Below are 26,592 nucleotides of genomic sequence, written 5' to 3' on the forward strand. Positions count from 1 at the left end.
TTAATCAGTCCTTCACGAATGGTAGTTGCAGGCAAATAAATTGGACTGCCGGTTTCAGGGAAAGACAACCACCGGCCAATTTTTAACCAATAATATGGTTTGGTCTGGTCTGCATTCTGCCATCCGCCGGGCCGGTAAACAGGGTTCCTCGGATCTATACCCCGGCATCCATCAGGGTGATAACATTCGTACCATTCACCATCAACTTTAACCAAATCCCCGGCCTCATACTTTTCTGTGGCAATATATCCGCCAGAAACTGGCAGATGGATATCCTGACTGCCGATAAACGGTACGCCGCCTATATTGCACGGGCTGAATAATTCAGATGCAGTCGCAGCATTACCGGTTGTATCTTGGTTACCTCTGGTATTCACGCCGGGCAGATCTATGTCTTGTGTACCGTCAAAGAAAACCCCGCCGATATTGCGTCCCTCAAATAATTTTGAGGCTGAAGCAGCGTTAATTCCTATGCCGGCAATAACCTCCCAGTATTGGGGATTCTGATTAGGGTTGTTGGTGTTCTTATCTGCGACTGAGACAAATACCTTCGTACCATCATCAGCCAGCAATATCGCACCTTTCTGATACCCGCCAAAAGCATCACAGTAGGCTTTATCAAAATAGAACAGATTGCCTTTCTGCATATGTACAATAGTGGCGGATAAGGCGTTAAGAATGCCGTTAAAGTCCATACCCTTAGGAGGCAGGCCGCCTGATTCTACCGGCTGCATGGTTACGTTCGGGAAACCGTCGCTCCATGTTGCATCCTCCGGATCTTGTCCGGGCTGCCGGGTGTTCTGAATATTGTTTTTACTGCCGTTAGCCGCAAATGCCTGCGGGATTAATACTGGATTTTTACTCATGCGAAACTTCCCTGGTTAAATGGTTGAAAACCTGTTCCGGAAAAACCAAAAATCCCCGCGGGCGGGGATTCACGATAATCAATTAAGACGCCGGACGGGCGCGGTAATAATTGCAGGTTATAGATAATATGCCTTTCAAATTTATTGGGTATGAATTCAAAAAAATACCGCCCTTTCATGTGGCCGGTAATTAAAAAATACACGCGCTTTTCCGGAAATATCATGCGCAGGTATTTATTAATATTCGGTGCCGTTGCATGAAGAATATTGGCTGCCGCCTTAATCATAATAAGCAGGCGGAAATGTTCATCCGATAATTTATAAGCAGCAAACCGCGCTCCGGAGGCACTGAACGGCCGGTTATTAAACGGCGCAAAAGCCTGCGGACTGGTTTTAAATCCGAATGTATCGATATCATCAGGCGGAATGCTGATATTACGATTCACCCCTACAATCAGCCCCCAGATATCCAGCCCGAAACTCTGTGCAGTTTTCACATTGAAAGCCAGCCGGTAAAAATCATCAATTGATCCGGCAGGGTCTATGCATTCATTCATGCTTTCAATCAGACTGCAGATAACCGGACTGTTTGCATACTGTGACATTAAAGTGTCTTGAATATTTTTCATGATATTTTAATCTGATAAATTGAGGCTGCCGGGTATTCATCCACGCCGATTTCGAGCATGTCTGCCCATTTTTTACCGTCCTTACTCACCCGCAGCGACACAATACTTAAATGAGGAATGGCAGCAGCAACCGGACAGATGAATTTAGAAGCGATAACCGGCTGTCCGATTGCGGCCTTTGCGGCTCCGGTTGTAAAACCGGTAATAATGGCCGCTTTTACAGCCTCGCTATCCTGATATGACAGCAAATCAGGATCATCAACCATAACCTGAAAAAAAACCGGCACAAAAGCCGGTCGTAAAAATTTTACGGTGTATGTCGGCGGTCTGACGGGGAAATTTTCTGTATCTGCTATCACGCATTCTGTATTGCCATTAAAAGAACAGCCCGAACCGGCTTTATTCAAAATGGTACGGGCAATGGTCTCATCTTCTCCGCCCACTACGGAAACCAGAATACTGTTACGGATCACCGGATAATTGGTGGTACCAACCTGTATGGTCTCATCTGTCGGGTTGTCGATAACATACACATCTTTCACATCGGCTAAATCAGCTACTGCGCCATAAGTTGAGGCATTGGTATTTTTGCTATTAATTGCTACTGATGCCCGCCGGCGTTTTTCAAAATCCATACGGCTTTCTTCTTCAACACCGGCAACGGCTGTATATGGGTTGGTTACCCGATCTAAGCCGGTAATTGCTTTAGGGATACCGGTAATCGTATCGGGTGCGGCATTGATATTGCCCGCAGATACACACTGCGCCTGCACGCTTACTTTGCCGTCCTGAGCAATGGTTGCTTCGTTAGTTAACTGCCATTTATTACCGTTATCGTCGTTAAATACCGTACCGGCAGGAATAGTTACCCCGGCCAGCCCATTTAGCACCAGCATCACACTGGAATGCGTAGCCTGCTTGCGGGTCATAAAATAGATATAGCCCAGCCCGTCCTGCCAGATACCCTGCGCATAACGCGGGTCGAACTGATTCAGCAGGGTTATCATCTGATTGCGCTCATCGGTGATAATGGCTGCCAGAGAAGTTACTAACTGCCCTTGCGGTGTGTTCATGGCAGTATTCAGATCCTGCCCGAAAGCATTTCTGAACAGCTCCCATAAGCCATTGATTACCTCATCTGCAGACGGTGCAATAATCCCCTTATCAGTCACCTGTAATTGCGGAATGCTCATAAACCAATCACTCCTGTTTTATGATTGCTGTTAGTGAATTTAATCTGTCCGCGGATAATCCGGTCACCGTCAAGCATTAACTCTGCCTGAGCTGTAACAACTCCGGGGACGCTCAGCGCGGCATCATGAAGATGTTTGCGGTATAAAGCCAGCGGATAGCGTCCGTTGCCAAGAATGCGCGTTAAATACGGTATTCCCTCCTGCTGGTTAAAATACATATCTTCTTTCATGGTACGGCAGGCACTGGCAATGTCCTGAGCTTGCTGATAGGTGCTTTCAGCAACAGCGATATTGCCATCAGCATCAAGCACCAGATCCCATGTATCAGGCATTAAAAATAATGTTTTCATGAATTGGGCTTCCCTGTATTGCCGTTGCCGGTAGTTACACCTTTGTGAGTGTGATTTTGCAGACTGACTGAACCGGCTTTAATATCTCCATCGGCACTGATACCGCCGCCACCGGTAAACTGCGCTGTCTGTAAAGCATTAACTGCATAGCTGCCTGTCGTAGTAGTTACCGCTGAAGCTTGCATGCTGATTGTTGGTGCCTCCAGCGTGATACTGGTCGGTGAGTGAATCACTATGCCGCGGTCTGAAAAACTAATGTACTGCTGCGGTGTACCGTTTAAAAATCCGCCGATATACAGCCCGTCATTCCAGTCATGCTGGCGGCGACTGCCGGGTGCGGATTCGGCTTTATTGCGCTTAACTGCGGATATGTCGCGTGAGGCAAAAGCACATAAACCGATATCGCCTGCGACCGGATCGCAGATAACCGCATTGCTGCCGCCCTGTAAGCGGAAATACGGAACGCTGAATATTCTGCCGGGTGAGTAGACATTGCCGGCACCGTCAAGCATCTGTACCAGCGGCTGTACGTTTACTTCACCTACCGGACTGACACCGGTACCTGAAACCGCAAGTACTTTGACAAGGGTCACTGTCTGCACCCGCGATATCAGATTGGAAATAACCGCGTTAAATTCTGCTGCTCCGCCCAGTGAATGATTGATATTCAGGTTGTCCAGATTTTCATATTCTGCTGATTGCTGCATCTTTGCTGTCTCTCCATGTTGCGGCTATATCACAAAACCAGTTTCCGTCCGGCTGATTGGATTCAAGGCTTTTATGCATGCCGTATATGCGCCATTCGCCGTTACATACTTCAACCTGGCTATCCTGTATCTTGCAGATACCGCCGAAACGCAATAACGGGTCGTACAGGCATTTAAAAGTCACGCCGCGTATATCAGGTACCGGATAGCTGATCAGTCCTGAGGCGGGCGTAATGACCGGAATTTTTATGTTGCGTGAACCGCCTTTCGGTGTAACCGCAATCAGGTTATTCTCAATGTACATATCAAACTCAAAATCATGTTCAAGCGTTTTAAGCTTATCCAGATTAGAGCCGTTTAAGGTTAGGTTTTTGGTGATTGCAGATACGCCGTTATTCTCAAGCTGATAACCCATACTGTCGCAGATATCTTTGATTGCATCGGCAATATCCACCTCACCTTCTTTTTCATACGGCGGCTGCGGTTTTTTGTACTCCAGCATGGCCGCCTGCGATTCAATAACCAGACAGACATCGGGAGCCACAGAAAAATCCATTGTCGCAAAAGTAATATTGCCCTCAAATTCAGTAATCAGCTGGTCACCCTCTTCTCCGACTTCAACTTTTACTCTGTTCATCAGTGCATCAAGCGTATTCCAGTGCACACGGAACAGTTTGGCCATTTTCTCCAGTGCCAGCCCGTAGATTCGTATTTGTGCTACCGGCATTACTGAGCCATAACCGAACATGATATTGCACATCACACGAAAGCCTGTTGCGCTGATCTGGTTATGATTGCCGGCAAAAACAATATGCTCACCCTGTTTGTCCTTGTCCCGCAGGGTAACGGTTACTTTTATCTGTTTACGTTTCATCGGTATATACCAAAAAAAAACGGCCATTCAGGCCGGTGTAAGTCGGGTTATCGTCGCCATGGGTATCTATGAATACAAGATTTCTGGTTATCGGTGTCCCGTTGAGACAGACGCGGTTTTGTACCTGTACGCCGTCTTTGTCGTTTTCTACGCTGGCAAAAAGCTGCCCGAGCCGCGTAAACAACCGGATATGCCAGCGACTGCCGTTAATTACAAAGGATATATTCTGATTAGGATTAGCATCCAGCGGTATGGTTACTGTTGTCATTTAAGCCACCCTTTAATAGCGTTTACTGCCTGATATAGCAAAGATTCCCCGGGTTTTTCTGGCTGTTTTTCTCCGCCGTCGCTTTCTTTTGCATCATCAGGATTTTTTACCTCTTCGGTATCGTATTTCACTACCACTTCGCGCACTTCTTCTAGATGGAGATTTACTTTAATCAGTTGTGCACCGTCTGACGCTTCACGTGCGGTGTCGTAACCAACAATACAGGCATTGGTATAAACATATTCAGGTGTAATGATGTAAAACAGCAGTGTACTGGCCGCCAGTGTTTCAACCTGTCCGAGAAACACGCCGCGCATTAAAGTGCCTCCTGAGCCTTTGGTAAGCTGTACAGTGGCTTTATACGGATTGGCGACTTTGTTGTAACAGGCGAATGAGCCTTTTTCAACCGGTGCCTGTGCTATTTTGGCTGAATTACTGTACTTAAGAGAGGTAACGTTATCAGCCAGCAGAATGGGTATTCCATACTCGTTAAATACACCCCAGTAATTTCCGAATACGGCATTTATCAATGCTGCACCGCCCAGACTGATCAGGGCATTAGTACCTGCTGTATTTAAGCCTTTAAAGTTTGGTATGTTAGGAATACCTTCGATTGGCAGCATAGTTTACTCCAATAAAAAAGCAGCCCGAAGGCTGCAATAGAAAAGCCAGCGCATGGCTGGCTTGAATCTGTTACACAATCAAATAATAAGCTTCTTAAATGCATCTGTATTTATTTACACAGATATAGTCTTTTAAACTCTTAACCTCGGCTATCTGATTATTCCTGACAACTAATAACCAGCGTCCATTCTGATTAATGTTAGGTAATACGGGTAGGTTATCGATTGGATTAACGACACCGCCTAAAAGTTCAATTGCCTCATCAAAATCTTTGGCTAAAATATCCTGATATCTATATACATTAAATCTAGTATAGAGTTTTTTATACACGGAATGAAATGTATTGGCGGTTTCGGCAACGTTATCAAGTACAGCCTGTCTAATCAAATATTGCTGCCGTTTATTCAATGTTGGATAGCGGCCGTCCGGTTTACTGTTCTGGTTACTGGTGGTTATATATTGTTTAGCCTGAATCTGTCTGAGCTTTTCCGCAATAGCATTAAATGCATTGATGTAAGCTATTTTGATTGACATAGCATTCTTACCGGTAAAACCCATTACCAATAATATAAAACCATCTTTTGTTAGTTCGTATAAGTTGGTTTTATAAGTGCCATTACCAAGATTACTTTTTACCTCTTTCCCAATCAACTTAAAATTAAGTTTAATGAAAGAATCAGGCACTTGCGTGAAAATCTCTTCAATTTTAGCCAAAATATGCTTATGCGCTTTGCCGAAAGCTTTGGCTACAAATTCACTAGTGGTTACTGGTTCTGAATGGTTAATTTGAACGAATTGCTCAAAGTCGATAGCTACTGCATTCATGATAGATTCCTTTTCAATTTTCTAAATTAACCCTAATGGGTGGCCAAGAGGTTAGAAAACCTGAAAAGTAAGGCTGGAATTATTCCCCTTGCGGGTCTTGTATTCTTCGCCCTCTCGGCCATAAAGGAATCATATGTCAATTGGATTAGTAGACATTGATAGAATCATGGACACAAAAAATCACGATATCCGTCGTGATGCGGCTTTTCAAGGTTTCTACACCTCTTAATTCAATATTGCCAAGTCTCAACCAGTTTGTCAATTAGAACGTTAAAGTAGTTACTTACTCCTAGAAACGTAATTTTACGTTTCTAGAAATAATCAATAACCTACATTTATCTCCCTAGCGGCCGAAAATTCGGCTCCTAGGAAAAATCAATTACTTACGTGTAAATACAATTGCTTCCTATCTCCACTCCGACCAGTTTTGATTCGCCCATCTTGGCGAATCAAAATAACTTTTAATCGATTATCTAATTGCGCTGATAATCTCAGGTAATCTCCACGCAATTATAATCATCAGAATAATGAACGCAGCCGTCCACATGGCTTTGCGTAATTCTTTGGGTGTGAAATTAATAGCTTTCATATGCACTCTTTGAATAAAAACCACTCCGAAGAGTGGTTGATTGCGTAACAGAATCAAGATTAAAGTTTATATCCCTCAAGCTCTTTGGTTTTGGCTTTTATCAGCTTTATTCTACAGTTGAACCGGTTAATTTTTGTCTGCACCTCCGTATCAGCCGGTTTTTCTGAATTGCATTCATTATCCGCACTCTTAGTCCAACTTTTAAGGTTTGAGCTTAACTGGTCTCTAATTGATTCTGGTATAGCATCCCATGTTGTTTCTAGTGTTTTTATTGAATCATCTGCTTCTTGCTTTAATTTCTGTAGCTTTGCTTCTTTTACGTTGGCATAAACTTGATCCTGCTGTGCTTGAAGTTCAGAAATACGGCTATGCGTCAATTCAGTCTCACAGTTTAAATACTCAATTTGATTCTGCTCCGGCGTAGGATATTGGTTTGACTGGCACTGCTTTTTCTTTTGTTGATTCCATGCAAGCTGTTCAGGCTTTAAATGGTTGCGCACATCAACATCCATATTTGTCCATAAGGTATTTATCTCGTCATTTGCTGCTGCATTCTCCTGTTTTGCACTCTGTAATGATGCTTGTATATTTTCCTGAGTATCCTCTTGGCTATCTGTATTGGTAACAGTTTGAGCTGCCGGCTCTATTGCGGGCGTACTTGCTGCTGTCTTTTCTTCGCCATAGCATGCTTTCAGAATTACGCTAATTACAACCAAGAAACCAATTGCCGCCAAGATACTTTTTAAACAGCCACCATTTTTAGCTACAGCAGTCGCGCTAGATGATGCAGCCGCAGATGCACTTTGATTAATGATAATCTGCGGCTTTGCCTCAGTTGGCTTTGTTTGAACTGGATCACCATACCCATTATGGGAAGATGTATTACGGGCTTGGTTTAGTAATAAAGCTTTGTGTTCTTCATACTCTTCCTGAGTTATTGCCCCTTTTTCCAGTAATTCATACAAGCGTGTAAGTTCATTTGTTAATGATGGTTTAGACATAAAAAATCCTTATGCAGTATCAAAGTTTTTATCTAAGTTACTACAAACAAATCAAGATGAACAAAACTTCAAATATGCTGTTCCGGATAAAATAAATTTCTTCATGTTCTTCTAATTCCAAGCTGGTTAAACATATAGTTTATTTATTTCGATGCTTTTTGATTTCAGTACGGTAAAAGTCATCAAGACATTTTGAGGTTACTTTAGTGAAAGGCTTACCATATTCAAAGATTTCTGTAATTTTGCAATCGCCATCTTTTTGGCATTTAACCTGATAAGTGACAGAACGCTCTTCTAAGTCCCATGTAGCACCTATTGTTACTTTAACCCTGTCTGCGCTTGGTTCAGTAAATGTTAGTTTAGCAAACGGATTTAAATCCTGCCCCTGCCATAAAACATTATGGTCTATACAAGCCATATCTCCAGTTGCCTCTTGGTATTCATCATTTCTTGCGTAGATTTTTTTGATATTACTATCTAGATAATCCAAAAAGAAAGATTGATCAACATCGTTATAAATATTTAGATCGTTATCTTCTGTTATGCTTCCTTTTGCTAGAGATGCGTTTAATTCATACATCCCTTTTATGTACTGTACTTGAGGACTTTCCGCATTTGCACATGCACCAATAAATAAACCTAATAAGACAAAAAGTATTTTTTTCATTTTTTTCTTTCTGATAAAAATTTCAAAATATTTATTTAACTAAGTTATGTCATCGATACTCCAAGCTGATTAAACGTATAGTTTTGTACTTCTTTCATCGCTGCTACAGCATTTCCACTAACAGTATTTGATGAAGTGTTAACATTCATATTTGGTATATTAACATTAACATATTTTCTATTGTCTGTATGTGTTGCTGTATTGCCTCCAGCTAACTGATTGCTTTGGCTAACTCCTTTTGATATTCGATTTGCGTTATACACCATTTCCATATTAGCGGTCTGTTTAAAAAAAGCATCCCGTCTGTCATGCCCGCTCTTGTATTTTGGGTCATCCTGTCGCCAGATAATATAATTATCACCTAATATTTTGTGCCCTTTATCGTATGCGACATTCGGATTATCCAAAAATTCTTTTTTGGTTTTGGAGTACGCGGGGTTGTTGGATATTTCAGACAGCATATACTTAACCATTTCATCAAGTGAAGCTTTTGATCTGGTTATTTTCCCGTTTTTATATAAACCCTTTGCTGTTAATTCCGCAATTAGCTTTTTAGCCCGAATTCCCTGCCAAGAAATCAGTCCAATATTTGTTGCACCATTTTTCGGATCTGTATGCGAACCAAAAAGAAAATCCGGATTAAATGAATTTTCCCGACCAATCTCAGCAGTCATTATTCTTGCTTGCTGTGCGGATAAACCGTGTTCACGAAGAGATGCATAGATTTGCTGAGCATAATTCATATTTCCTTTTACAGGTACACTGGTTGCCGTTTTCTTCTGGTTTGGTGTTTCTGATGATTTCATACGTGCAATAACCGGCGTAATTTTACCTGCTTTGATCGCAGCAAAATAATCATCTCCAGGAGCAGCAGTGTTCCCTCTTTTGTTAGTCTGAATGTAATCTGAAACCCAATATTCACCATTAAATATTGCAACGTGTCCATGCGGATGTCCTGCTATGCTTGGTATAGACATAACGTCTCCTTTCTGGGCAATATACTTACCATTGTAGGCAATACTTTGAAATTTTCCTGTTTTAAGTAAATTACCTGCTACATCGCGCCCATGTCCCCAGATTTTAATACCCTGTGCTCTTAATGCGTTATTAACATATTCAGCACACTTTTGCGCACTAGCCTTTAAAGCATGTCCGGTGGCGTAATCCGCTGCTTTCACTGCTGTATCCGCAGGAGCACCGTTAGAAGCACCTTTCTTTCCAATCACAATGGGCTTAGTTGGTGGTGTATAAGAGCCGTTTACTTCTTCATACGTTTTGCCTCCGTGAAATAAACGATACGCACTTTCACCGATGAAATCGGATATATCCTCTTTTTTCTCACCCGTCGCTTTGGCAATCATTTCGGTAGCCATATCAGAAAATGATGCGCTTAATTTTTTAAACGACTCCCCAAGTGCATCAATCATTATTTTGCTGTTTTTAATGCCATTAGCAAAGGCTGTCCAGTCAAACAGAGATTTACCGCCCTTAGCCCAAGTGTCGTAATCGTCGTACAGAAGTACAAAAGCACCTGCCAGAGCAGTTACCGCAGCAATTGCCGGTGCAAACGGAGCAACAAACCCTAGCAGCGCACGTCCGGCACTAAGTAAGGTAGGAATCAGCAGCGTGCCGATTACGATGGCTGCGGTCTGGAATACCGCTTTAACAACCTTTTCATGTCGTTGCAGAAACTCAAAGAAGCTGTTTACTACCTTAATCAGAGTAAGCAGTATCGGTGTTAATGCATCACCCACCAACTGCTTCATGCTTTGCCAGTGTGCGCTCAATATCGCTTGCTGTTTGGTCAATTCGCGACTACGGGCAATGGCTTCCCCGTCTGAGTGATACATTCTTTTCTGAATATCCAGAATTTCCTGCAACTCTTTGCGACCAGAAATTAAGGCGTTGATTGTGCCGTCATCAAAGCCCATTTTTTTGCCGATTGTATAAGCCTGTTCCTTTGGCATTTTCTGGAATGAATCAGCCAGATCAAGCATTACATCATCCAGTTTGCGAACCTTACCGGCATCATCAACAACACTGACGCCCAAGGCATTGAAATAAGGCAGCATGCTGGCGTCACCAAACATCACCAGCCCGTTCATAGCCTGCTTAATGCCGGTTAAAGAGGCTGTCATACCCTGCGCACTGCCACCGAAAGCGCCTGCCGCATTCTGCCAGTCTGTAATACTCGCAGTAGCCATACCTAGCTGCCCGGAAAGCTTTGACACTTCCATATTGGCATGCGCAGCATCATTAGCCAGTTTAAACAGCCCTGTTGAGCCGATGATTACAGCAAAAAATCCGGTTAGCTCCTTAGTTACTTTTGCAATGGTCTGACCGAATTTTGCTGTCTGTTCGATAGAGGAATGATATTTCTTGGCTAGTTCCTCGTTAGCCTTTCCTGCCTGCTTTGAGGCTTTTTCGGTCTTATCCAGAGACTTTTCGAGTGCCTGATTTTTCTTTTCTGCCTTATCTGCCTGTGCGGCAAATTTAGACGTATCAAGCATCAGCTCGACAAGTATTTGTTCAACTATATTCGTTGTCATACTTATTCACCAGCATTTTGTTATGTTCAGAAACCTGATAAACCTCAAGAATATTCAGCACATCCTCAAGCCCCAACACACTATCAAGCTCAACGTAAGAAGCCAGTCCGGCTGTAATAACCTGACTGGCTAAAGAAGAGACATTCACTGTTTGTGCAAGTACGCCTTCACGGAAAGGCAATCCCGCCGTTAGTTCGTATCTGGGAGATTGCCGTTCGTTAAAAAATCGATATGCACCAGTAAAGCCTCTTTGCGTAATTCAAACAGTGTTTTTAAATCTTCAATGTCACTTTCTATGTCCAGACTGCGCGCCAGTCCGCCAGAGGGTACTATCTGCACGCAGGTAAGCAGTTCATCCAGCAATTCACCGCCTATCTGCGGGTCTATCTTGCTGATAACACCAATGGCGAGTTTTGCCATTTCCAGCATGCCGCCGTTTGGATTGATACCCGCTGTATCAATGCCGCTTCCGGCAAGGGCAAACAGGGCGCGTTGTGCCCATTTATCCGCCTGCATAATCGGCATTTCGGTGATCAGAAAGGTTTTACCTTTATCGCGACCGGTATCTATTTGAATTGTTTTTGTTTTACGTGCCATTAGTTAGTCTCCTCTGCGCCATTCAGAACTAATCTGAATGTGTACTGGCTACCTGCCAGTAATTTCTGACCGGAAGCCCCGCCGGTTAATTTAACCAATGCACCAGTAGCACTGTAGCGTTTTTTTACAGACGGAATTTCAACCACAATATCAATCGGGCGTGTTTCCATATTGGCATTGAAGTCTTTGCGGATATTCTCCATGTGCTCGATTGACGGGCTGTTTGCTTCTAGATGCAGCGTCCATTCCACTTCGTGCGGCGTATAGCCTATTGACTGTTTACCATCCACACCCATGCGGGTTTCTGCGATATTGGCATCACCAAAGCCCCAGGCGTTATCCGCCTGAAAGCCTTGCATCGTAATATAGTTGTCGTATACACCTGTGCAGCGCAACATAAGTACGGAATTGGCTGATGTAATCGTTAGCGGGTTATGTCCCATTGGCATGATTTAATCCTTTTACTTAATCAATCTGTTTAAAAAGGTCGAGCTGATTAATTGCATCCAGTTGCATTTCAAGCTGCCGTTTTTCTAATTTGCGCTGATTTAAGGCTTTACCTGCTGCGCTGCCGCGTGCCGCAGATTCAGCCTGCTGCTTTTTTAGCAGTTCCATTTCCTGCAAAATTTTTTCACGATTGGCTATGCCGTTAGTCCAGTACTGCCATAATGCATCGTCACATTCGTTCTGATAGCGGATAATGGTTTGCCTTTTATGTGAGGCAACTTTGTCTGGGTTAATGGTCATCAGCCAGCCAAAAAGTTTTCTCAATGGAAGGCAAAGCATTGAACGATTTCTTTCATCATTGGCAACCGTTGAGATCTCCACAACGGTTGATTTAAACCTCTGTTTTATCTTCACAAATTGACCAGCCCAATCCAGCCCCATGCCATCAACAACCGTACGCATAGCTACATAAGGCTCACCATCATGGTTAATAACCATTATTTCTGAACCAAGAAAATTAACGTTTAAATATTCCATGTTTAACTCCGAATGAATAAATAAAAACCCGTACATTTTGTACGGGTTTTCAGGGTGGTTTCAGGGTTGTTCCCTTATTTGATTTCAGTGTTATTGCACCGCGATAGAAGCCAGATTCACAGTATGAACACTGCCGCCGTCTGCATACCAGAGCTTTAACGGAAGTGATTCGCGCTGACCGCGTACCTGTGCTGAAGCTTGATTTATCAGCAGGCAGTAACCGGCTGTTTCAATCTGCCGGGCCGCGTCAAAACCAGCCTCATAATTAATCTGCGATTTCTGCGCTTCGGAAAGGTTTACCCCGCGCTGAATGCCGCCAAAATTCAGCATTTCATTAATCGGGTCTTGTGCGGCTGCGCGATGAATGGCAATGCCCTCCGCGTTATACGGGATAGCTTTATAGCTGATAAGCATATTCATAAACGCCAGTTGCAGTTGAGCGTTGAAATACACCTGATTCAGGTAAGTATCCACCCAGGCAAAATCGCCGCTTACTCTGGTATTTCTGAAAAAGATAAACCGCTCATTAGCTGTTGCCCACGCGCCATAATAGGCGTAGCCGTTGCTTTCCAGTGCCGTGGCATCTTTAAGGGCGGTGACAGAAGCGGCGATACCACTTTGCCGCTTGAATTCCATAGTCGAGCGACCATTTCTTTCACTAAAGTTGATGGAGGCGGCATAACCGCAAGCCAGCCCCGCCTGTTCGAGTGTGCCGTAAATCGCTGTCGTTCCGGATATGGCATTTTCTTTCAGCCATGAGGCAAAGCAGTTGGTATTGTTGGCAATCAGGGCGGTTGGCTCCTGCGCATAATAAACAAACCAGTAACGGCTGTTCTGTTTACTGTTCCACTTAGCCAGTGCTTTCAGAACATCCTGAGTAAATGCATCGCCGATGGTAGTAATAACAGCATAATTCAGGGTATAGCCTGATACACGCTCCATTACAGAATCCGGACTGTCTGCCTTAGTGGCATTATCAGCAATCGCCCCGGTATTTTCAGTTAAGCAGAGGGCTTCTGCTGCTGCTCCGCTAGCAAAGGAAATGGCCGAACCTGCGCCGGCGGACGGCGAACTGATAATAAATGCCTGTAACTGCGTATCAAAGATAACATCGTTAGTTAAAGCCTCTTTGATTTTTACCGCTGCATCACTAAAGCTTTTGGCTTTGCTTAAATCGATTGTTGCTGTGGTTACCGTACCATCTATAGTTAGGGTTAGTTCCCCTTTGATGGCTTGCAGTTCATGCAACTGCAATGATTTAACACTGGCACCAATCAGCCGTGCATTAATATCAGTCTGATTGTATCGGGCGATAAACAGGGTTGCGGGCTTGATAGTTGAACCGACATAACCATCAAAATAACACTGAGCAAACTGATACTCTTTACTGTTATAACCGTATACAGCACCCACATCGGCGGCACTGGCATACTGATTTATCGGATACACACTGCTGTCTGACAGTACGACGGTATTTAAGTCCAGCGCATCACCGCCTGTACCGATTACCGCCGGATTGACGGTAACAATATTACTTGCAGGAATTGAAGGTAACATAATATTTCCTATAGGTTTTTCAAAGTTATAACCGGCATGTCCAGATAAGTCTGTTCATGCGAAAATTCAGGGTTGTATTGCAAAAGCAGTTCGACCATCCAGCGTTGCTCATAGCGTGACTGCTCATTGATAAACGTCATCTGTACAGGGTCTTTGCAGTAAAGCGGCTGGCAAGATATAAGCCGCGCTGTGGAATAGTGGCTTTTCCAGAGATTGCACAACTTGCGCGCTTTATCGCCTGAATCAGCACCATAAAAATCAATCTGCATGGTTATCTCAACTGACTGCTGTACAAAGGTCTGATTGTCTGCCGGCTCGTAATAATGCGCGGAGACATCCAGTGCCTGCTCAAACAGAATTGACATAACAATCGCCTGATCAGGTAAAGGTGCATCATTCTGGTAACCTTGTATGACTGATTCAGGCGGGCATAAAAAAAGCCCGAGCAGATATGCGCGGACTTCTGTGTAAATCTGTTTATGCGTTACTGTCGCCATAGCAGCACCTTGCACCATGCCGGAAAGGATTCCAGCACCTGTTTAACCATCCATTCTGAGGTTTCATTTTCGCCGTATGCGGTAAAAATTACCCGTTCCGCACCTTTGCCCTGTGAACGGCGGATTGCAGCTATCTGACCGGTTAGATAGGCATAGATAAACTGCCCTTGCTGGTTAATCAGGTTAAGGTGCTCGAGATCGGCAGAGGAAATGCTTTGCAACTGAATAGTTATAGGCTTTTCCTCAAAGCATGGCACAACGGCACCGGATTCATCTACTGCTGAGCCGGAATTGATTTTTAATACTGCCTCCTGATTAGGATTAACCCCAGCAATAATGCTGTTAGCCATTCCTCTAAGATTCATCATTATCTGATACCTCTACACCGATAGATCTGGACATCTGCATGGTGTCACGCAATGGAGCGTCCCTGCCTTTTCTGGCAATAGTCGCTTTAGAGTTAGGCGGGTCTGTCCATGTCATGATTGATTCAACCAGATCGCCTTTCATCGCCTCGCCGACCAGTTCCAGTCCTTTAACCGCGCCATGCTGGCTGACCAAACCCGGTAAAGCCTTAATCCATTCGCCCTTATGTGTCCGTACTGTTTTACGAAAGAATGAGCGCGCCGGAATGTTGATTGTGTGCGCCGGTACGGTATGAGTAGTGGCAAAATTGGCTTTAGACTGTTTAACAAAACGACCGTTAAGCCGGAAATCCCCGGTTTTTTCACTAATCAGCCGGTAAACGGTTATCTGGTGTTCTGGAACCTGAATTTGTGCGCCGTACTCATTCCAGAACGCCACCTGCGCAACGGGCAAGGGCTCGCCATCGGTTTGTGCATAGGTGGATTCTTCAAAAATACCTGCCCGCACCTTTTTGTTTTTGCCGGCTGTGTATTTTTTCAGTGCATCCGATAAATCACCGATTTTTTTCATACTAACGCCTAACCGGCATGGGAAATTTGCCGAGCACATAAAAGAATGAGCGGTATTGTTTGATCAATGCCCAGTAGCGCGCCCCGTATGGTGTCTGCTGGTACCACTTTTCCGACTGGGTAGTCTGACCGTTATCCAGTGATACAGACACACTGCCCTCAGAAGCACTGGCAACACGACCGACTGCCTCGTTACCGCTGTCTGTACGCTGCTGTAAGGTGGCAATATGCGCCACCAGCAGAAACAGCAGCAATTCACGCTCATCAAGATTTTTAATAATGCTTTTATCGGTGTTATTGCACTGCATGCAGGCTTCAACAAAAAACATACTAAGCTGATCATCAGTTGCGCTAATTTTCGGGTACAGTTTCCGGAACTTTAAGAGGTTAAACTGAACAATACCGCTCATAGTTGCACCTTATTCCAGCTCGTTGTTTTTGGGTGGCGAAATAGGCTCTGTGCTCGATTTAGTTTTGCGTTTCTCTTTAGCTTCTGCCGTAGTGTCTTTGGTGTTGCTGTGCGCAAAAATCAGTCCGTTCTTAGTAATATCGCGATCCTTATTTCTGGCCAGCCATGCCTGCCAGAAATCCGCCGGAACATTTTCGGTAATACCATGCCCGCCAATAACATTAGATGTATTAAACCCGTTAATTTTTACGGTTTTATCATCAACCTGTAAAAGCAAGCCATTAGCTATCTTGCACCCAATAGTAACTGTGTCATTCGACATATGAACTCCTAAAATAAAAACCACCCCTGAGGGTGGTCGTCTTTATATAAAAATTAAGAAGCCAGCATGCTTGCAATAAACAGCGGCCGGTAAATAATAGCCCCCAGTGTTCCCTGTGACCGCTTCTGCTCATAACCTGATGACATCTGAATCAGCGGGTGTACGCGCATTTTTTCGGTAAATCCCAGTTCTACTGTCGGCTGACCTTCGTACTCGTCTACAATTAACTGAACTAGTTCGCCAGCTTCGGTTTTATATTCCGGTATTGTGACTATTTTCAGATTCGGGAAATTTTTATTAACCTGATCGGTCACGTTTACATTGTAGGTATTGGTTTTCGTTAGTTGTACAGATGCATTTGGAGACAACAGCATAGTCATTGGTGTTTCAAGATCAACCAAACCGTCCGTTTGTTTTATGAGTTGAGCGAAAAGCCGCTGGATTGAATCATAAACCTCTTGTCCGTCCATGTTCTCCCATGATGAATCTACTATTGACGGCAATAGTCGAGGATCATTTATCAAGCCGTAATTCTGCAAGCCTTCAATTCCGCGGAGATAGCTCTTGTTCTGGAATTTATTTAAAGTCAAGGCAGCCGCAATCTGCTTACGGCTTGCCCAATCCAGTCCGGCGGCACCAGCTATTGCTAATTCCCGTTCACCAATACGAATAAATGTCTGGTAGTGATAGGGCTGACGAGACGGATAGTTAACATTCGCATCACTTAGCCCGTTGTTATTGAAATCACCATAGGACGAAGTCTCACCAGTGCTTTCCAGTACCTGAAATGTCACTGTTGTCGAGGTAAAGTCACCCTTTTTACATTCAGAGAATGCAGTTGCCGTTTTCATTGGCGTTACCAATACCTCAATAACCTTTGGATCAACATAAGTTGTAAACAAAGCAGGAATGCCGGCATTTGGCGAAGTTTGCAGGGTGCTGGCACTATCCATAGCCAGTGCCATTCGACTTTTCTCCGTTAGCTCTACGGGAGCTTTGCCTGTTGCAAATACAACCCCTGCGCGTTGATTTAAAGTATTAAAATTTAATTCCATTTTAAATCCTTTTAATGTTTTGAAATCTTGGCTAATGCACCGGCTTCTGCTTTGCTGGCCACAATAAAGCCTGTTTCTTCGTAACCGGCAGGAGCGGTATCGGCGGCAACAACACTGCCATTAGCCGTACTGGCAAAAACTTTCTGACCAATATTTGCGCCACCAGCGAAACGCGCCCAAAAATCGCCGCCATCATATAGCGTTACGATAAAACCTTTTGGAATAATTAAACTGGATTCAGCCAGATATTCATTAAGGAGTGCGGTATTATCTCGGCGCACAAACCCGATTAACCCATTGGCAACTTTGGTATTAGTTGCCAATCCTGTTTCAGGATCGAACCATGCAAAGCTGCCAACAATTACGCCTTTTTCACCAGCTTTGATTTGTCCTTCACCTGCAAGTACAGAGTAATAGGGATTGGTAGAGGCAAAATCGCCCTCAACACCAACCGGCAGATCATTATTTAAATGTGTTTGAAATCCCATTTTTAATCCTTTATTTAAAACGTTCTGTAAGCTTATCCGCAGGTGCCAACATGCTATCCATCGCCACAGTGGGTTTGGGTGTCTCCGTAATCAGCATTCCAACCATTGCCTTGTATGCGCTAGGGTGCACGCCATTAATATTTATGCCTTTTTGCTGTAAGGCATATTTATAAACCGCCTCAGCACTGTCCATAGCCACCACACCAACCAGCTTCTTAACCCGTTCGCGTGCTTCAAAAAGCTCAGTAACATCCTTTACTGCTGCGGCACGGATTGAATCGGCATCCATAGCCGGCTTGGATTTTTCTTTATCGTCCGGTTCTTCGTCTTCTGCCTTTTCTTCCTTGTTATCAGATTCCTCATCTTCAGCGGTTTTTTCTGTTTCATCTTCGTCTTCCGCTTCTTTTGCCGGCTCTTCTGTGTCACTGGCAGCGGGTACCAGCATATTGTCTGCAACCGTTTTAATCACTCCCTCGACGACATCCGGCGTAATATCGCCATCCATGCCCATAAGAGGCTTTAGCACTTCTGCTACAGCCTCAATTGCACCTTGTTTCAGCTTCATTGAATTCTCCATAAGTCCGATTGGTAAACCATCTGCAATAACTGCATCTCTTCCTATCCGTCCGCGTTCAACCATAGCCACATGATTGCCGTGGATATTCCTCATAATTCCGTCATATTTCTGTCCCTCAAATTCGCCCGAAGTCATATCTGCGGTGTAGGCATATCCGGCAGACAGTTCGTTCAGCTTTTCGTTTTCAATCAGTGCAATGGCTTCTTTGTCAAAAATACGCAAGCTGGCATAAACATCGTTACCCTCTAGCTGCGGGTTAATTACTGTTCCTACCGTAATATCGTTATGCGGCTCTTCTGCGCTGACCGGCGTATGCCTGAGCAGCAATTGCACCCCGTTAAAAGAAAGGAGAGCTTTTTCAAGCTCTCCCTTGTCACGTAGCAGGTAATAGATTTTGTCCGGTTGCAGTTGCAGCCTTTCGTAATCCGGTATTTCCCGCCCGAAATACGGATTAACGGCAGCCTTACTGATAATTGTTCGTTCAACCAGTAAATGTCCGTTACCATCATAAGAACGCATGGATTTATCCATGGCCAGAGTTTTTTCGGTCATTGTCCTATCCCGTCTATAATGCTTTTACTGCCGCAGCGGCAATTAATCAGCATGCCCGGCTGTACCCATTCACCGTCCAGATACATTCCTTTGCTCACCTCAAATACTTTACCGTTTGCCTGTAAATGTGATTGCCGTGGCTTTTTGCTGCGGTGTGAATGCAACCAGATTGCCTTGGTAATACCCAGCTCCTGCCGTTTGGCGCATTCAATGACCGCATGCGCCTTTGCCCCCTGATCTCTTGCAATCAGTTCAGCACGGCGTTTACTGATGTCATAATTTTTTTCAAGTTCTGTCGCCAGTCCTGAAAGGTCGTAACCGCTGGTAACACACTGCCATACCTGCTTCTGTACCCGCTCCAGATACTGTGAAGCAATGGATTTAATCTCCCCGACATTAGTTTCAATTGTCGCTTGTAATGCTTCACGCTGATATGGTGTTATCTGAAACCGGACAGTAAAGCCAGCTTTGCGCATGTGTGTTTTTAACAGGCTTTCGTAGTTGGTTACGGTTTTACTGACGAATGCCTCAGCAATTTCCGGCGCCAGCCTGTCCAGATTGTCTGACCATTCAGACGCCAGGTAATCAACTATGTGGGCAACCCAGTCGACTATTCCGTCCATAGCCATCTGAGCCTTTTCCTGAGCGGCACGTTTGCGAAATTCTGTCACCAGCACCTGATTCACTTCATCGGAAATCTGATTAAGCAGTTTAATAAGTGCTTTGCGGTAGCTGTTTTCTATGCCGGCATTAGGCCATAGTGCCGGCAGTGTCGCCGGCTTCTTCCTGATTATTGCCATGATTAAAATCCCACTGCGGCTGTTCCGGTACGTCTTCCACATCAATACCTGAGTAATCGCCGCTTTCATCTTTAGCCAGACGCGCGCGTACTTCTTCCTGAGAAAGCACACCGGCGCTAATCAGTGCATTGTCTCTTTCTGCCTTAACTTTATCGGTGTTGGCTTCCTGTTCTTTATTCAACTGCTCCAGCGGTTTAAACACAAACACAATCTGCGGGTCTATTTCCCCGAACAGATCAAGCTGAATCAGTTTGATAATGGCAGTAAGCTGCGGCAGCAAATGCGCTTCCTGCATACCGGAGATGTACTCATGATAAACCTGAATCTCACCATCACTGCTGGCATTTAATCCGCTTGGTGTAATCCCCAGCAATTTAACCAGCGGCGTACGGCTTGGTGCGGCCATTTGTTCCTGTGATTTCTGCAGCAGGTTATCCAGCGTGGATAGCGGTGTGTTGAATTGGAAAAACTCTTCATTATCGTTATCCAGCAGCATCAGATTCTGATTGCCGCGTAATTGCGAAAACAGTTTGGAGCGCAGCAATAACTGAGTAACACCATCATCACCGCCGGCCAGAATATTGCTCATATCGGTTTTAATGCCGGTGAGTGAAAACGAATGAATCAGCTCAGACACGCTGTCGACTGTGCGCTGCCACCTTTCCACATACGGCTGCATAAGCTGCAGCATGGATATACCACTGAAGTTATAGGCTGGTTTAAGCATATCCGTCACCGGACGCATAACCAGTGTTAGCAAACGGTCTGCATGCACCTCTTCGCCCATAACAAACCATTTTGACGGCTTAAAGAAATCCGCAGCAGTTGCATCACTGGCGTTGTAAAAGCTTGGCGTTGTCCAGATCGGCTCAATCAGTTTAAGCCCTTTAAGGCAGCCTTTACCCAGTACCGCCTTATCAATCAGTAGCGGTATGTCTTTTTGGTTTTCATGCCCTTTGATGTTAATGAATATTTGCGAACGCCCGAAAATCATTTCATTTTCAATATGGCGGCGCATCAGCTCACGAATATTCAGTGCTTCCATACGCGCTTCAATGCTTTTGATTTTGTCGCGGTAGTCTTTATCGTTGCTGTCACTGGCGACTTTGACTTCGCCCCATGTGCGGGTCATTTCCTGCGCTGTGGCTTCATAAACGCAGCGGTAATCCGTAGACTGGGACATGCTGGCCAGTGCCTGATACCCGATAAAGCAAGGGTAAAAGTGAGGCGCGTTAATATCAAAAGCATATGAAGCGGTGAGACTGTCCTGAGCAATAGCCGGCTTTCTGCCTTTCGGTACCACACCGGCAGGAATATCAGGCATTTGGTAGCCTTGTGGTGGAGTATTCGCTGATTGCATTTCTTGCATAAAGGCAATTGCCCGCTCATTGGCTATACTTTGCTTATGCCTGGCTTCCAGCTCAAGCTTTTTAAGCCGGTTAGCCTCTTCCTGCGCAGCCAGCTCACACTCTCTCAGTTTGTTGCGTTTCCAGAATTTCATCATAAATTATTCAGACTGTTAGGATTGATATTTAAACCAGCGGATACCGGAGCAAAAGCCATGATTAAGGCATCAGCACGGTTAGGTGACGGAATGCCCCGTTTTTTCATATCCTTTTTACTTTCTACCCGTACCCGCCCGTTATCGTCATACGCTACCTGCGGCCGGCTTAATTCAGCCTTGAGATATTCAATATCCCTGATACTTCCGTCCAGACTGATCAGCTCATCCGCAGAGTAGTTATCGCCTTTCTCAACTGCACGCCACGTTTTGTAAAACCGGTCACGCACATGCCACCATGCCTGCGCTTTGATATTGGCAAACATATCTTTGTTCTTTTTAGCCGGCATATACGGCGATTCAGGCTTATAAACCTTGCCACCGGCATTAAATCCCACTGTCTGAATGCGGCCTTTTTTACGCGCAAACTGAGCCTTGACGCCGGCACCGACGCCAATACTGTCGAATATAACCTTATCAATATTGGCCTCCATTGCGTCCTGATAGACTTTATCAGCGGAATAGATGACATCCTGCCCGCGCCATTCATCCATACAGAACACAATCGAGCCATGCCGGCCAACTGTTGCGTTAGCGTCCTCGCCCTCGTCTGCCACATCAAACCCTAAAATACGTTTTCCTGCTGCGGTTAAATCCAGACGGGTATGCGCATTTGTTGCCGCCTCAATCCATGCCGGTTTAATAATAGCCAGCTCACTATCTGCCACCGGCTCACCAAGCCAGATATGCCGGTACAGCTCATAATCCCGTTTCTTGCATGCTTCCATTTCTATTCGCAGCACTTCGGGGAAGTTCGGGTTATCGTAATAGTTGGCTTTAATAACAATTGCATTATCCGGAGGACGGATTACAAAACGCTGGTGCGTATCGTCCAGCATATTCTTCGGATTGTAAGAAACCCATATCTCACTGCCCGGCGTCCGGATTGTAGGAATCAGGGTGTCCCACATCTCCTGAGTGATACTCTCCGCCTCTTCTATCCAGCATACGCCGGCACCCTCAAGTGATTTAATCTTTCCCGGGTCATTCTTAATCCCGAAAAAGATAAAGTTTGTACCTGTGCCTCTATGGATAATGGTTGATTTCTGTACTTCAAATTCATCATCATAGCCAAGGCGGGAAATAGTATTTGAGAGTAGCTTGTGTACTGAATCAGCAATTGATAGCTGTAATTCACGTACACACGGGATAGTCGTCTTTGTACGTCTGGCTATTTCAATTGCCAGCTCTGCAAACATCCACGACTTACCCGACCCGCGACCACCATACGCAACCTTGTAACGTGCTGGTCTGGCAAATCTGGCAAAGTGTTTACTAATCATCTGCCTGCTCAAATATCGCACTGATCGGGCGCGTTTCTATTTTTAACTCACCTGATACAGAGGTCTTTTCATTAAACGCCTGTACAGTTACATGCTTGCCCAGTAATTCAAGATTCTTCACCTTGTCCGGCCATTTAATCTTTTTGAGAATACTCTGGCCATCTTCTTTATCCATCATGGTAAGCACATCAAAGCCGCTTAATGTCTTTCTCCACACTTCCGGCCATTCCTTAACCGGCAATACCGAGCCATCAGCATTAAGAATGTCCGCCACATCCATCTGGTCAATCTCAACCAGACGCTGCAGAACATAATCAGCATTAATCTGTGTACGCATGCAGCGTTTCTGCTTTGCTTCGTTCAGTGCCTTTACAATGTCAGGTTTTCTGAGGTTTTCATGCCCTACTGCACTCGCCGTTCTGGCACTGTATCCTGCCCTGATTGCAGCCTGTGTGGCATTAAAATCTATTAGGTACTCTTCTATAAAACGCTGCTGTTTTTCTGTTAATCCGCTCATGGCGGAGTTGTTGGTATCCACCATGGCAATCTCCAATAAAAAAGCCCACGCGCGCGTAGGCTTGTCTCTTTTTGCCGGTTAATATGCATACACCAGCGGGTTAAAACTTATAAATCATATTGTCTCTGTAAAAACCAACATTGTTTAACGGTGCTGAAATTGATGTATATTTATAGTTTAAAAATCGTTCGTCATTACGTTTAATCTGATAATCAAAATAATCTAATATTTCACTGCGATAGTTTGAGAACATAATAAATGGCGGGCGTATTAATTCCATTAGTTTTATAAAGCTAACCAATCCAAAATCCTTACTCTTACGGTAGCTTATTTGTTCAGAAAACAAATACGGCGGGTCGAGTACCAATAATGTTTTTTCATTGTTGACATATTCGGGTAACAGTTCATCAAATGACTTTGATACTACTTCAACACCCGTTAAATAATCCTTTGCATCCGGATAATCACTTTTACGTAGCCTGTTATATAAAACAGGTTGTGTGTAAATTTGATTCAAACTTTCTGCTTGATTTCCGGAAAACAATAGCCAAGCCCAAACACAATCAACATCAATAAATCCATCAAAATTTTTAATTGTTTCAATAATCAATGCATGCGTTTTTGGATCTATTTTGTTTTTCCTTGGAATTCCTTTTAAAACCTCAGCCAGTTGTTGCCTTAATCTGTTTATATCATCAATATGTTTTAACCGCTGCGCATAATTATCAAAGTCGTTATATATCACTCTTGCATGTGGTTTTAACCTCTTTGCATGGTGTGACAATAGGCCTGAGCCACCAAACACATCGACTATTGTCCACTCATCACCTAATCCTTGAATATTGTCATTTAATACCTCACAAAATGACTTAATAAAATATCTTTTCTGCCCAGTAAAGGGCAACGGTGACTGTTTGAATATCTTTGTTACTGAACTGCTAACCATAATTACCGTTTATTCCAATTAAAGGCAACAAAAAAGCGGATTAGCTACTAGCCAACCCGCTATAAATAAATATCATATGTAATATAAGTAATTTGCTACTTAACCCAACAAAAAAACCAGCTTTTTTAGCTGGTTTATTAGTTTGTAGTAATCTGTTTCATATTTTACCGGCGCGGCGATGCATACCGGCGTGGTAAATTTTAAACACTCAACATTATGGTAATGTCGATAATTAGAAGCACTACTTTAAACTGATGGATCTAAATATACAGTCAAATTTAACTAGATGCAATAACTATTTATTAAAATATTTAACGTGGGCTTATAGCATCCTCATAATTAATTATCATCATAAAAATCTAGCATAACAATTCCCTTATTAATACTCTATACACACAAATACACATTTTCTTTATCTTTTCTTCTTAGTGTGTAATAATACACACTGATTAGAGAGGGGATTATGCATAGCTCAAAGGTTATTAAAAGACTGCTTGATGATGGGTGGTATGAGGTAGCCGTTAGAGGCAGCCATCATCAATTCAAACATCCGGAAAAATCAGGTCGTGTTACCGTCCCCACCCTAAAAAGGATTTACCACTCGGGACAGTAAAAAATATATTTAAACAAGCCGGTCTTAAATAACACCGACTGCTATTAACTCAGAAAGGTGCATATGTTTCTCTACATTGCTATACACAAAGATGAAAACACCGGTTACGGTGTAACAGTGCCCTCTTTACCCGGCTGCTTTTCATATGGTGATACTTTAGAAAAGGCTATTGAAGAATCTAAACAAGCCATCTTATTTCATATCGAGGGTTTACTTGAAGATGGCATAGAACCTGAAACAAATCAGCCCGACCTTGCCACTCTCATTGATACCCCTGAGTATGCAGGTGCACAATGGTTTGGTATCGAGGTGAATATTGATCACCTAACCCTTAAACCAGAACGATTTAATGTTAGCTGGCCTAAATACCTTTTGAACAAGGTTGATACCTACGTATCACAAACCCACGATACACGTTCTAACTTTCTTGCCAAAGCCGCACTTGAGAGAATTAATAGTGCTAATCAAAATACCGGCATAGCTAAATGATATCCGGCATAAATCTTCAAAATGCTATTCCCAGCGAAGTCGTAAGCCTTATTTTTGATAATGGCTTTACGCCAGCCCGTGCATGGCGTGAATACTTACAGCTTACTCAGGAAGAGTGCGCCAGAAAGTTAGGAATATCTCAGGCGGCATACTCTCAGCTAGAAACATCAAACAACCCACGCAAAACCACAAGAAATAAACTGGCTACTGCACTAGGGATTAATCCTGAACAACTGGATTGCTGAACATAACAAAACCAGCCTTTCGGGCTGGTTTATCATTTAGATTAAATCTCGCAAACTTACTAATTATCGTCATAACCATCTTGCGTTGGCAGTTTATTAAACTCGCACATCTTAAGCATTGATTTAACTTTGCCAACCATCGTATCAAGTGAATGTGAATCATTAAAATTCATTTTAATTTCTTTATGCCCTTCGCCTCTCTCTTCACTATATGAGGCTATCAATTTATCACCGACATTCACTTCAATATCTATGTGTTCAACTATACCAGCATCATTAACGCGCGCGTCGATATTATAGTTATATATAATTCTAGGCGGCGGTGTTCTTAGTACAGGCATATTACCCTCTTTCATTTAGGCAATAAAAAACCAGCCTTTTGGCTGGTTAATATGGATACTGAATCGCGCGAATAAGGTTTATATATCTTTATCTAACGTCTTATCCGAACCATAGCATAATTATAAATTTTCACTCCCGCTTTTTCAATGCTAAAAGCTTGAATATTCCAAATTTTTACCTAATTTAACTAAAATATCACTCATTCCGACTTCCAGCTTATCTATACAGTCACAATGCAGCTTGTTAATGATGGTTTTAACATGGGATAACTTCCTGTTCAGCCTCTGCGCTCCCCAGTCGAATTTATCCTGTAGCTGTATATAGGTTTTATTTTTAGTAAAAAGGTATTCCAGCAAGGTATCGCACTCTAACGGCTGAATATATGAATCTCTGGCTAATACGTAGTTTGTTAAATCAATAATGCCGGACAGGTTATAGCCGTATTCTGCATTAATCAGCGTCCATTCAATATCATTTAAAATACGTTCTACACGGGTTAACAGCATAGAGCTGTTTGCATGCATATCATGCTGGCTTAGCCCTGATTTACTTCTGTCAACTACGCCTCTGGATTTAATCCATTCCTCAATGCGTGCTGAATTACTTTTACCCATGATTAGCGTATTTTTTATGAAAAACACTTCACACAGCATGTGATCTATTGATGTATACATGTTTTCT

General features: G+C 43.6%; 33 protein-coding genes and 2 pseudogenes. 3 read left to right on the plus strand and 32 right to left on the minus strand.

The features are described 5' to 3' along the window. From GYY70_RS09605 to GYY70_RS09750, 30 genes and pseudogenes are all read right to left on the minus strand, one after another. A pseudogene (locus GYY70_RS09605) lies at nucleotides 1–866 on the minus strand (hypothetical protein); the annotation flags it as partial. Further along, a complete protein-coding gene (locus tag GYY70_RS09610; RefSeq protein WP_202984465.1) occupies nucleotides 863–1,471 on the minus strand; it encodes a DUF2612 domain-containing protein in 609 nt (202 codons plus the stop codon). The gene GYY70_RS09610 and the pseudogene GYY70_RS09605, both read right to left, overlap by 4 nt. A 20-nt stretch (nucleotides 1,472–1,491) precedes the next feature. Continuing rightward, complete coding sequence (locus GYY70_RS09615) at nucleotides 1,492–2,688, minus strand: baseplate J/gp47 family protein (RefSeq protein ID WP_174832205.1); 1,197 nt, start codon at nucleotides 2,686–2,688, stop codon at nucleotides 1,492–1,494. Then, on the minus strand, nucleotides 2,685–3,038 hold the full coding sequence (locus GYY70_RS09620) for a hypothetical protein (RefSeq protein ID WP_084565025.1): 354 nt from the start codon (nucleotides 3,036–3,038) through the stop codon (nucleotides 2,685–2,687). Before GYY70_RS09620 ends, GYY70_RS09615 begins: the two co-directional genes overlap by 4 nt. Continuing rightward, nucleotides 3,035–3,745 carry a Gp138 family membrane-puncturing spike protein gene (locus GYY70_RS09625; protein ID WP_174832206.1) on the minus strand — a complete coding sequence of 237 codons (711 nt, stop codon included), beginning with the start codon at nucleotides 3,743–3,745 and terminating at the stop codon, nucleotides 3,035–3,037. Before GYY70_RS09625 ends, GYY70_RS09620 begins: the two co-directional genes overlap by 4 nt. After that, complete coding sequence (locus GYY70_RS09630) at nucleotides 3,723–4,619, minus strand: hypothetical protein (protein ID WP_174832207.1); 897 nt, start codon at nucleotides 4,617–4,619, stop codon at nucleotides 3,723–3,725. The genes GYY70_RS09625 and GYY70_RS09630 overlap by 23 nt, the downstream gene beginning before the upstream one ends. Continuing rightward, complete coding sequence (locus GYY70_RS09635; protein WP_174832208.1) at nucleotides 4,609–4,887, minus strand: hypothetical protein; 279 nt, start codon at nucleotides 4,885–4,887, stop codon at nucleotides 4,609–4,611. Before GYY70_RS09635 ends, GYY70_RS09630 begins: the two co-directional genes overlap by 11 nt. Then, nucleotides 4,884–5,510: a phage baseplate protein gene (locus GYY70_RS09640; protein ID WP_174832209.1), complete on the minus strand. Its 627-nt coding sequence runs from the start codon at nucleotides 5,508–5,510 to the stop codon at nucleotides 4,884–4,886. The genes GYY70_RS09635 and GYY70_RS09640 overlap by 4 nt, the downstream gene beginning before the upstream one ends. A 94-nt stretch (nucleotides 5,511–5,604) precedes the next feature. Further along, the gene (locus tag GYY70_RS09645; RefSeq protein ID WP_174832210.1) at nucleotides 5,605–6,336 is read right to left on the minus strand and encodes a Rha family transcriptional regulator; all 732 of its coding nucleotides are present in this window, start codon (nucleotides 6,334–6,336) and stop codon (nucleotides 5,605–5,607) included. A 648-nt stretch (nucleotides 6,337–6,984) separates the two neighbouring features. Further along, nucleotides 6,985–7,926 (minus strand): SHOCT domain-containing protein, encoded by a 942-nt coding sequence (locus GYY70_RS12010; protein ID WP_202984470.1) that lies wholly within the window; start codon nucleotides 7,924–7,926, stop codon nucleotides 6,985–6,987. A 139-nt stretch (nucleotides 7,927–8,065) separates the two neighbouring features. Beyond that, nucleotides 8,066–8,593, minus strand: a complete 528-nt coding sequence (locus GYY70_RS09655) for a hypothetical protein (protein WP_084548138.1) — start codon at nucleotides 8,591–8,593, stop codon at nucleotides 8,066–8,068. Nucleotides 8,594–8,637: 44 nt separating this feature from the next. Then, nucleotides 8,638–11,142, minus strand: a complete 2,505-nt coding sequence (locus GYY70_RS09660; RefSeq protein ID WP_174832211.1) for a CHAP domain-containing protein — start codon at nucleotides 11,140–11,142, stop codon at nucleotides 8,638–8,640. Beyond that, complete coding sequence (locus GYY70_RS09665) at nucleotides 11,123–11,323, minus strand: hypothetical protein (protein ID WP_025330135.1); 201 nt, start codon at nucleotides 11,321–11,323, stop codon at nucleotides 11,123–11,125. The genes GYY70_RS09660 and GYY70_RS09665 overlap by 20 nt, the downstream gene beginning before the upstream one ends. Nucleotides 11,324–11,331: 8 nt before the next feature. Then, nucleotides 11,332–11,739, minus strand: coding sequence for a hypothetical protein (locus GYY70_RS09670; RefSeq protein ID WP_174832212.1), 408 nt, complete (start codon nucleotides 11,737–11,739; stop codon nucleotides 11,332–11,334). After that, nucleotides 11,739–12,188: a hypothetical protein gene (locus GYY70_RS09675; protein ID WP_174832213.1), complete on the minus strand. Its 450-nt coding sequence runs from the start codon at nucleotides 12,186–12,188 to the stop codon at nucleotides 11,739–11,741. Before GYY70_RS09675 ends, GYY70_RS09670 begins: the two co-directional genes overlap by 1 nt. A gap of 16 nt (nucleotides 12,189–12,204) precedes the next feature. Continuing rightward, on the minus strand, nucleotides 12,205–12,723 hold the full coding sequence (locus tag GYY70_RS09680; protein ID WP_174832214.1) for a phage antirepressor N-terminal domain-containing protein: 519 nt from the start codon (nucleotides 12,721–12,723) through the stop codon (nucleotides 12,205–12,207). Nucleotides 12,724–12,813: 90 nt separating this feature from the next. Next, nucleotides 12,814–14,280, minus strand: a complete 1,467-nt coding sequence (locus tag GYY70_RS09685) for a DUF3383 domain-containing protein (RefSeq protein ID WP_174832215.1) — start codon at nucleotides 14,278–14,280, stop codon at nucleotides 12,814–12,816. Nucleotides 14,281–14,288: 8 nt separating this feature from the next. Next, nucleotides 14,289–14,795 carry a hypothetical protein gene (locus GYY70_RS09690; RefSeq protein WP_084548132.1) on the minus strand — a complete coding sequence of 169 codons (507 nt, stop codon included), beginning with the start codon at nucleotides 14,793–14,795 and terminating at the stop codon, nucleotides 14,289–14,291. Further along, on the minus strand, nucleotides 14,765–15,145 hold the full coding sequence (locus tag GYY70_RS09695) for a hypothetical protein (RefSeq protein WP_232335968.1): 381 nt from the start codon (nucleotides 15,143–15,145) through the stop codon (nucleotides 14,765–14,767). The genes GYY70_RS09690 and GYY70_RS09695 overlap by 31 nt, the downstream gene beginning before the upstream one ends. Further along, complete coding sequence (locus tag GYY70_RS09700) at nucleotides 15,132–15,713, minus strand: hypothetical protein (protein WP_174832216.1); 582 nt, start codon at nucleotides 15,711–15,713, stop codon at nucleotides 15,132–15,134. The genes GYY70_RS09695 and GYY70_RS09700 overlap by 14 nt, the downstream gene beginning before the upstream one ends. Nucleotide 15,714: 1 nt before the next feature. Then, nucleotides 15,715–16,122: a DUF4054 domain-containing protein gene (locus tag GYY70_RS09705; RefSeq protein WP_174832217.1), complete on the minus strand. Its 408-nt coding sequence runs from the start codon at nucleotides 16,120–16,122 to the stop codon at nucleotides 15,715–15,717. A gap of 9 nt (nucleotides 16,123–16,131) precedes the next feature. Next, complete coding sequence (locus GYY70_RS09710; protein ID WP_174832218.1) at nucleotides 16,132–16,443, minus strand: hypothetical protein; 312 nt, start codon at nucleotides 16,441–16,443, stop codon at nucleotides 16,132–16,134. Between the two features lie 53 nt (nucleotides 16,444–16,496). Then, nucleotides 16,497–17,498 carry a DUF2184 domain-containing protein gene (locus GYY70_RS09715; protein WP_084551436.1) on the minus strand — a complete coding sequence of 334 codons (1,002 nt, stop codon included), beginning with the start codon at nucleotides 17,496–17,498 and terminating at the stop codon, nucleotides 16,497–16,499. 11 nt (nucleotides 17,499–17,509) lie between these two features. Beyond that, nucleotides 17,510–17,986, minus strand: coding sequence for a hypothetical protein (locus GYY70_RS09720; protein ID WP_174832219.1), 477 nt, complete (start codon nucleotides 17,984–17,986; stop codon nucleotides 17,510–17,512). Nucleotides 17,987–17,996: 10 nt separating this feature from the next. Continuing rightward, nucleotides 17,997–19,115, minus strand: coding sequence for a DUF2213 domain-containing protein (locus GYY70_RS09725; RefSeq protein ID WP_174832220.1), 1,119 nt, complete (start codon nucleotides 19,113–19,115; stop codon nucleotides 17,997–17,999). Further along, nucleotides 19,112–19,915, minus strand: a complete 804-nt coding sequence (locus GYY70_RS09730) for a phage minor head protein (RefSeq protein WP_174832221.1) — start codon at nucleotides 19,913–19,915, stop codon at nucleotides 19,112–19,114. The genes GYY70_RS09725 and GYY70_RS09730 overlap by 4 nt, the downstream gene beginning before the upstream one ends. Beyond that, a complete protein-coding gene (locus GYY70_RS09735) occupies nucleotides 19,866–21,419 on the minus strand; it encodes a DUF1073 domain-containing protein (protein WP_174832222.1) in 1,554 nt (517 codons plus the stop codon). The genes GYY70_RS09730 and GYY70_RS09735 overlap by 50 nt, the downstream gene beginning before the upstream one ends. Continuing rightward, nucleotides 21,416–22,759, minus strand: coding sequence for a PBSX family phage terminase large subunit (locus GYY70_RS09740; protein WP_174832223.1), 1,344 nt, complete (start codon nucleotides 22,757–22,759; stop codon nucleotides 21,416–21,418). Before GYY70_RS09740 ends, GYY70_RS09735 begins: the two co-directional genes overlap by 4 nt. After that, entirely contained in the window at nucleotides 22,752–23,300 is a 549-nt protein-coding gene (locus GYY70_RS09745) for a terminase small subunit (RefSeq protein ID WP_202984466.1), read from the minus strand. The genes GYY70_RS09740 and GYY70_RS09745 overlap by 8 nt, the downstream gene beginning before the upstream one ends. Nucleotides 23,301–23,376: 76 nt before the next feature. After that, the gene (locus tag GYY70_RS09750; RefSeq protein WP_174832224.1) at nucleotides 23,377–24,222 is read right to left on the minus strand and encodes a hypothetical protein; all 846 of its coding nucleotides are present in this window, start codon (nucleotides 24,220–24,222) and stop codon (nucleotides 23,377–23,379) included. Between the two features lie 463 nt (nucleotides 24,223–24,685). Between GYY70_RS09750 and GYY70_RS12360 the strand changes: the two are divergent. The 3 genes and pseudogenes from GYY70_RS12360 to GYY70_RS09765 form a co-directional block, all read left to right on the plus strand. Further along, a pseudogene (locus GYY70_RS12360) lies at nucleotides 24,686–24,801 on the plus strand (type II toxin-antitoxin system HicA family toxin); the annotation flags it as partial. Nucleotides 24,802–24,898: 97 nt separating this feature from the next. Beyond that, nucleotides 24,899–25,324, plus strand: coding sequence for a type II toxin-antitoxin system HicB family antitoxin (locus GYY70_RS09760; RefSeq protein WP_174832225.1), 426 nt, complete (start codon nucleotides 24,899–24,901; stop codon nucleotides 25,322–25,324). Next, nucleotides 25,321–25,569 carry a helix-turn-helix domain-containing protein gene (locus GYY70_RS09765; protein WP_174832226.1) on the plus strand — a complete coding sequence of 83 codons (249 nt, stop codon included), beginning with the start codon at nucleotides 25,321–25,323 and terminating at the stop codon, nucleotides 25,567–25,569. The genes GYY70_RS09760 and GYY70_RS09765 overlap by 4 nt, the downstream gene beginning before the upstream one ends. A gap of 59 nt (nucleotides 25,570–25,628) precedes the next feature. On the opposite strand, the gene GYY70_RS09770 is transcribed toward GYY70_RS09765, so the two are convergent. After that, nucleotides 25,629–25,910, minus strand: coding sequence for a hypothetical protein (locus GYY70_RS09770; protein ID WP_174832227.1), 282 nt, complete (start codon nucleotides 25,908–25,910; stop codon nucleotides 25,629–25,631). 150 nt (nucleotides 25,911–26,060) lie between these two features. Then, nucleotides 26,061–26,585, minus strand: coding sequence for a hypothetical protein (locus GYY70_RS09775; RefSeq protein WP_174832228.1), 525 nt, complete (start codon nucleotides 26,583–26,585; stop codon nucleotides 26,061–26,063). Nucleotides 26,586–26,592: the final 7 nt, after the last annotated feature.

Origin of the sequence: Snodgrassella sp. ESL0324 (genome assembly GCF_013344955.1) — a bacterium.
In the GTDB taxonomy this organism is placed as follows: domain Bacteria; phylum Pseudomonadota; class Gammaproteobacteria; order Burkholderiales; family Neisseriaceae; genus Snodgrassella; species Snodgrassella alvi.

What these genes read in the sequence shown, in the direction of transcription:
- GYY70_RS09620 (WP_084565025.1), bottom strand. Translation starts at nt 3,038, where the DNA reads ATGAAAACATTATTTTTAATGCCTGATACATGGGATCTGGTGCTTGAT.
- GYY70_RS09640 (WP_174832209.1), bottom strand. Translation starts at nt 5,510, where the DNA reads ATGCTGCCAATCGAAGGTATTCCTAACATACCAAACTTTAAAGGCTTA.
- GYY70_RS09720 (WP_174832219.1), bottom strand. Translation starts at nt 17,986, where the DNA reads ATGGGATTTCAAACACATTTAAATAATGATCTGCCGGTTGGTGTTGAG.
- GYY70_RS09745 (WP_202984466.1), bottom strand. Translation starts at nt 23,300, where the DNA reads ATGGTGGATACCAACAACTCCGCCATGAGCGGATTAACAGAAAAACAG.
- GYY70_RS09730 (WP_174832221.1), bottom strand. Translation starts at nt 19,915, where the DNA reads ATGGCAATAATCAGGAAGAAGCCGGCGACACTGCCGGCACTATGGCCT.
- GYY70_RS09610 (WP_202984465.1), bottom strand. Translation starts at nt 1,471, where the DNA reads ATGTCACAGTATGCAAACAGTCCGGTTATCTGCAGTCTGATTGAAAGC.
- GYY70_RS09685 (WP_174832215.1), bottom strand. Translation starts at nt 14,280, where the DNA reads ATGTTACCTTCAATTCCTGCAAGTAATATTGTTACCGTCAATCCGGCG.
- GYY70_RS09680 (WP_174832214.1), bottom strand. Translation starts at nt 12,723, where the DNA reads ATGGAATATTTAAACGTTAATTTTCTTGGTTCAGAAATAATGGTTATT.
- GYY70_RS09765 (WP_174832226.1), top strand. Translation starts at nt 25,321, where the DNA reads ATGATATCCGGCATAAATCTTCAAAATGCTATTCCCAGCGAAGTCGTA.
- GYY70_RS09675 (WP_174832213.1), bottom strand. Translation starts at nt 12,188, where the DNA reads ATGCCAATGGGACATAACCCGCTAACGATTACATCAGCCAATTCCGTA.
- GYY70_RS09770 (WP_174832227.1), bottom strand. Translation starts at nt 25,910, where the DNA reads ATGCCTGTACTAAGAACACCGCCGCCTAGAATTATATATAACTATAAT.
- GYY70_RS09725 (WP_174832220.1), bottom strand. Translation starts at nt 19,115, where the DNA reads ATGACCGAAAAAACTCTGGCCATGGATAAATCCATGCGTTCTTATGAT.
- GYY70_RS09760 (WP_174832225.1), top strand. Translation starts at nt 24,899, where the DNA reads ATGTTTCTCTACATTGCTATACACAAAGATGAAAACACCGGTTACGGT.
- GYY70_RS09615 (WP_174832205.1), bottom strand. Translation starts at nt 2,688, where the DNA reads ATGAGCATTCCGCAATTACAGGTGACTGATAAGGGGATTATTGCACCG.
- GYY70_RS09660 (WP_174832211.1), bottom strand. Translation starts at nt 11,142, where the DNA reads ATGACAACGAATATAGTTGAACAAATACTTGTCGAGCTGATGCTTGAT.
- GYY70_RS09690 (WP_084548132.1), bottom strand. Translation starts at nt 14,795, where the DNA reads ATGGTGCAAGGTGCTGCTATGGCGACAGTAACGCATAAACAGATTTAC.
- GYY70_RS09625 (WP_174832206.1), bottom strand. Translation starts at nt 3,745, where the DNA reads ATGCAGCAATCAGCAGAATATGAAAATCTGGACAACCTGAATATCAAT.
- GYY70_RS09775 (WP_174832228.1), bottom strand. Translation starts at nt 26,585, where the DNA reads ATGTATACATCAATAGATCACATGCTGTGTGAAGTGTTTTTCATAAAA.
- GYY70_RS09715 (WP_084551436.1), bottom strand. Translation starts at nt 17,498, where the DNA reads ATGGAATTAAATTTTAATACTTTAAATCAACGCGCAGGGGTTGTATTT.
- GYY70_RS09710 (WP_174832218.1), bottom strand. Translation starts at nt 16,443, where the DNA reads ATGTCGAATGACACAGTTACTATTGGGTGCAAGATAGCTAATGGCTTG.
- GYY70_RS09705 (WP_174832217.1), bottom strand. Translation starts at nt 16,122, where the DNA reads ATGAGCGGTATTGTTCAGTTTAACCTCTTAAAGTTCCGGAAACTGTAC.
- GYY70_RS09740 (WP_174832223.1), bottom strand. Translation starts at nt 22,759, where the DNA reads ATGATTAGTAAACACTTTGCCAGATTTGCCAGACCAGCACGTTACAAG.
- GYY70_RS09735 (WP_174832222.1), bottom strand. Translation starts at nt 21,419, where the DNA reads ATGATGAAATTCTGGAAACGCAACAAACTGAGAGAGTGTGAGCTGGCT.
- GYY70_RS12010 (WP_202984470.1), bottom strand. Translation starts at nt 7,926, where the DNA reads ATGTCTAAACCATCATTAACAAATGAACTTACACGCTTGTATGAATTA.
- GYY70_RS09695 (WP_232335968.1), bottom strand. Translation starts at nt 15,145, where the DNA reads ATGATGAATCTTAGAGGAATGGCTAACAGCATTATTGCTGGGGTTAAT.
- GYY70_RS09750 (WP_174832224.1), bottom strand. Translation starts at nt 24,222, where the DNA reads ATGGTTAGCAGTTCAGTAACAAAGATATTCAAACAGTCACCGTTGCCC.
- GYY70_RS09700 (WP_174832216.1), bottom strand. Translation starts at nt 15,713, where the DNA reads ATGAAAAAAATCGGTGATTTATCGGATGCACTGAAAAAATACACAGCC.
- GYY70_RS09635 (WP_174832208.1), bottom strand. Translation starts at nt 4,887, where the DNA reads ATGACAACAGTAACCATACCGCTGGATGCTAATCCTAATCAGAATATA.
- GYY70_RS09630 (WP_174832207.1), bottom strand. Translation starts at nt 4,619, where the DNA reads ATGAAACGTAAACAGATAAAAGTAACCGTTACCCTGCGGGACAAGGAC.
- GYY70_RS09670 (WP_174832212.1), bottom strand. Translation starts at nt 11,739, where the DNA reads ATGGCACGTAAAACAAAAACAATTCAAATAGATACCGGTCGCGATAAA.
- GYY70_RS09655 (WP_084548138.1), bottom strand. Translation starts at nt 8,593, where the DNA reads ATGAAAAAAATACTTTTTGTCTTATTAGGTTTATTTATTGGTGCATGT.
- GYY70_RS09645 (WP_174832210.1), bottom strand. Translation starts at nt 6,336, where the DNA reads ATGAATGCAGTAGCTATCGACTTTGAGCAATTCGTTCAAATTAACCAT.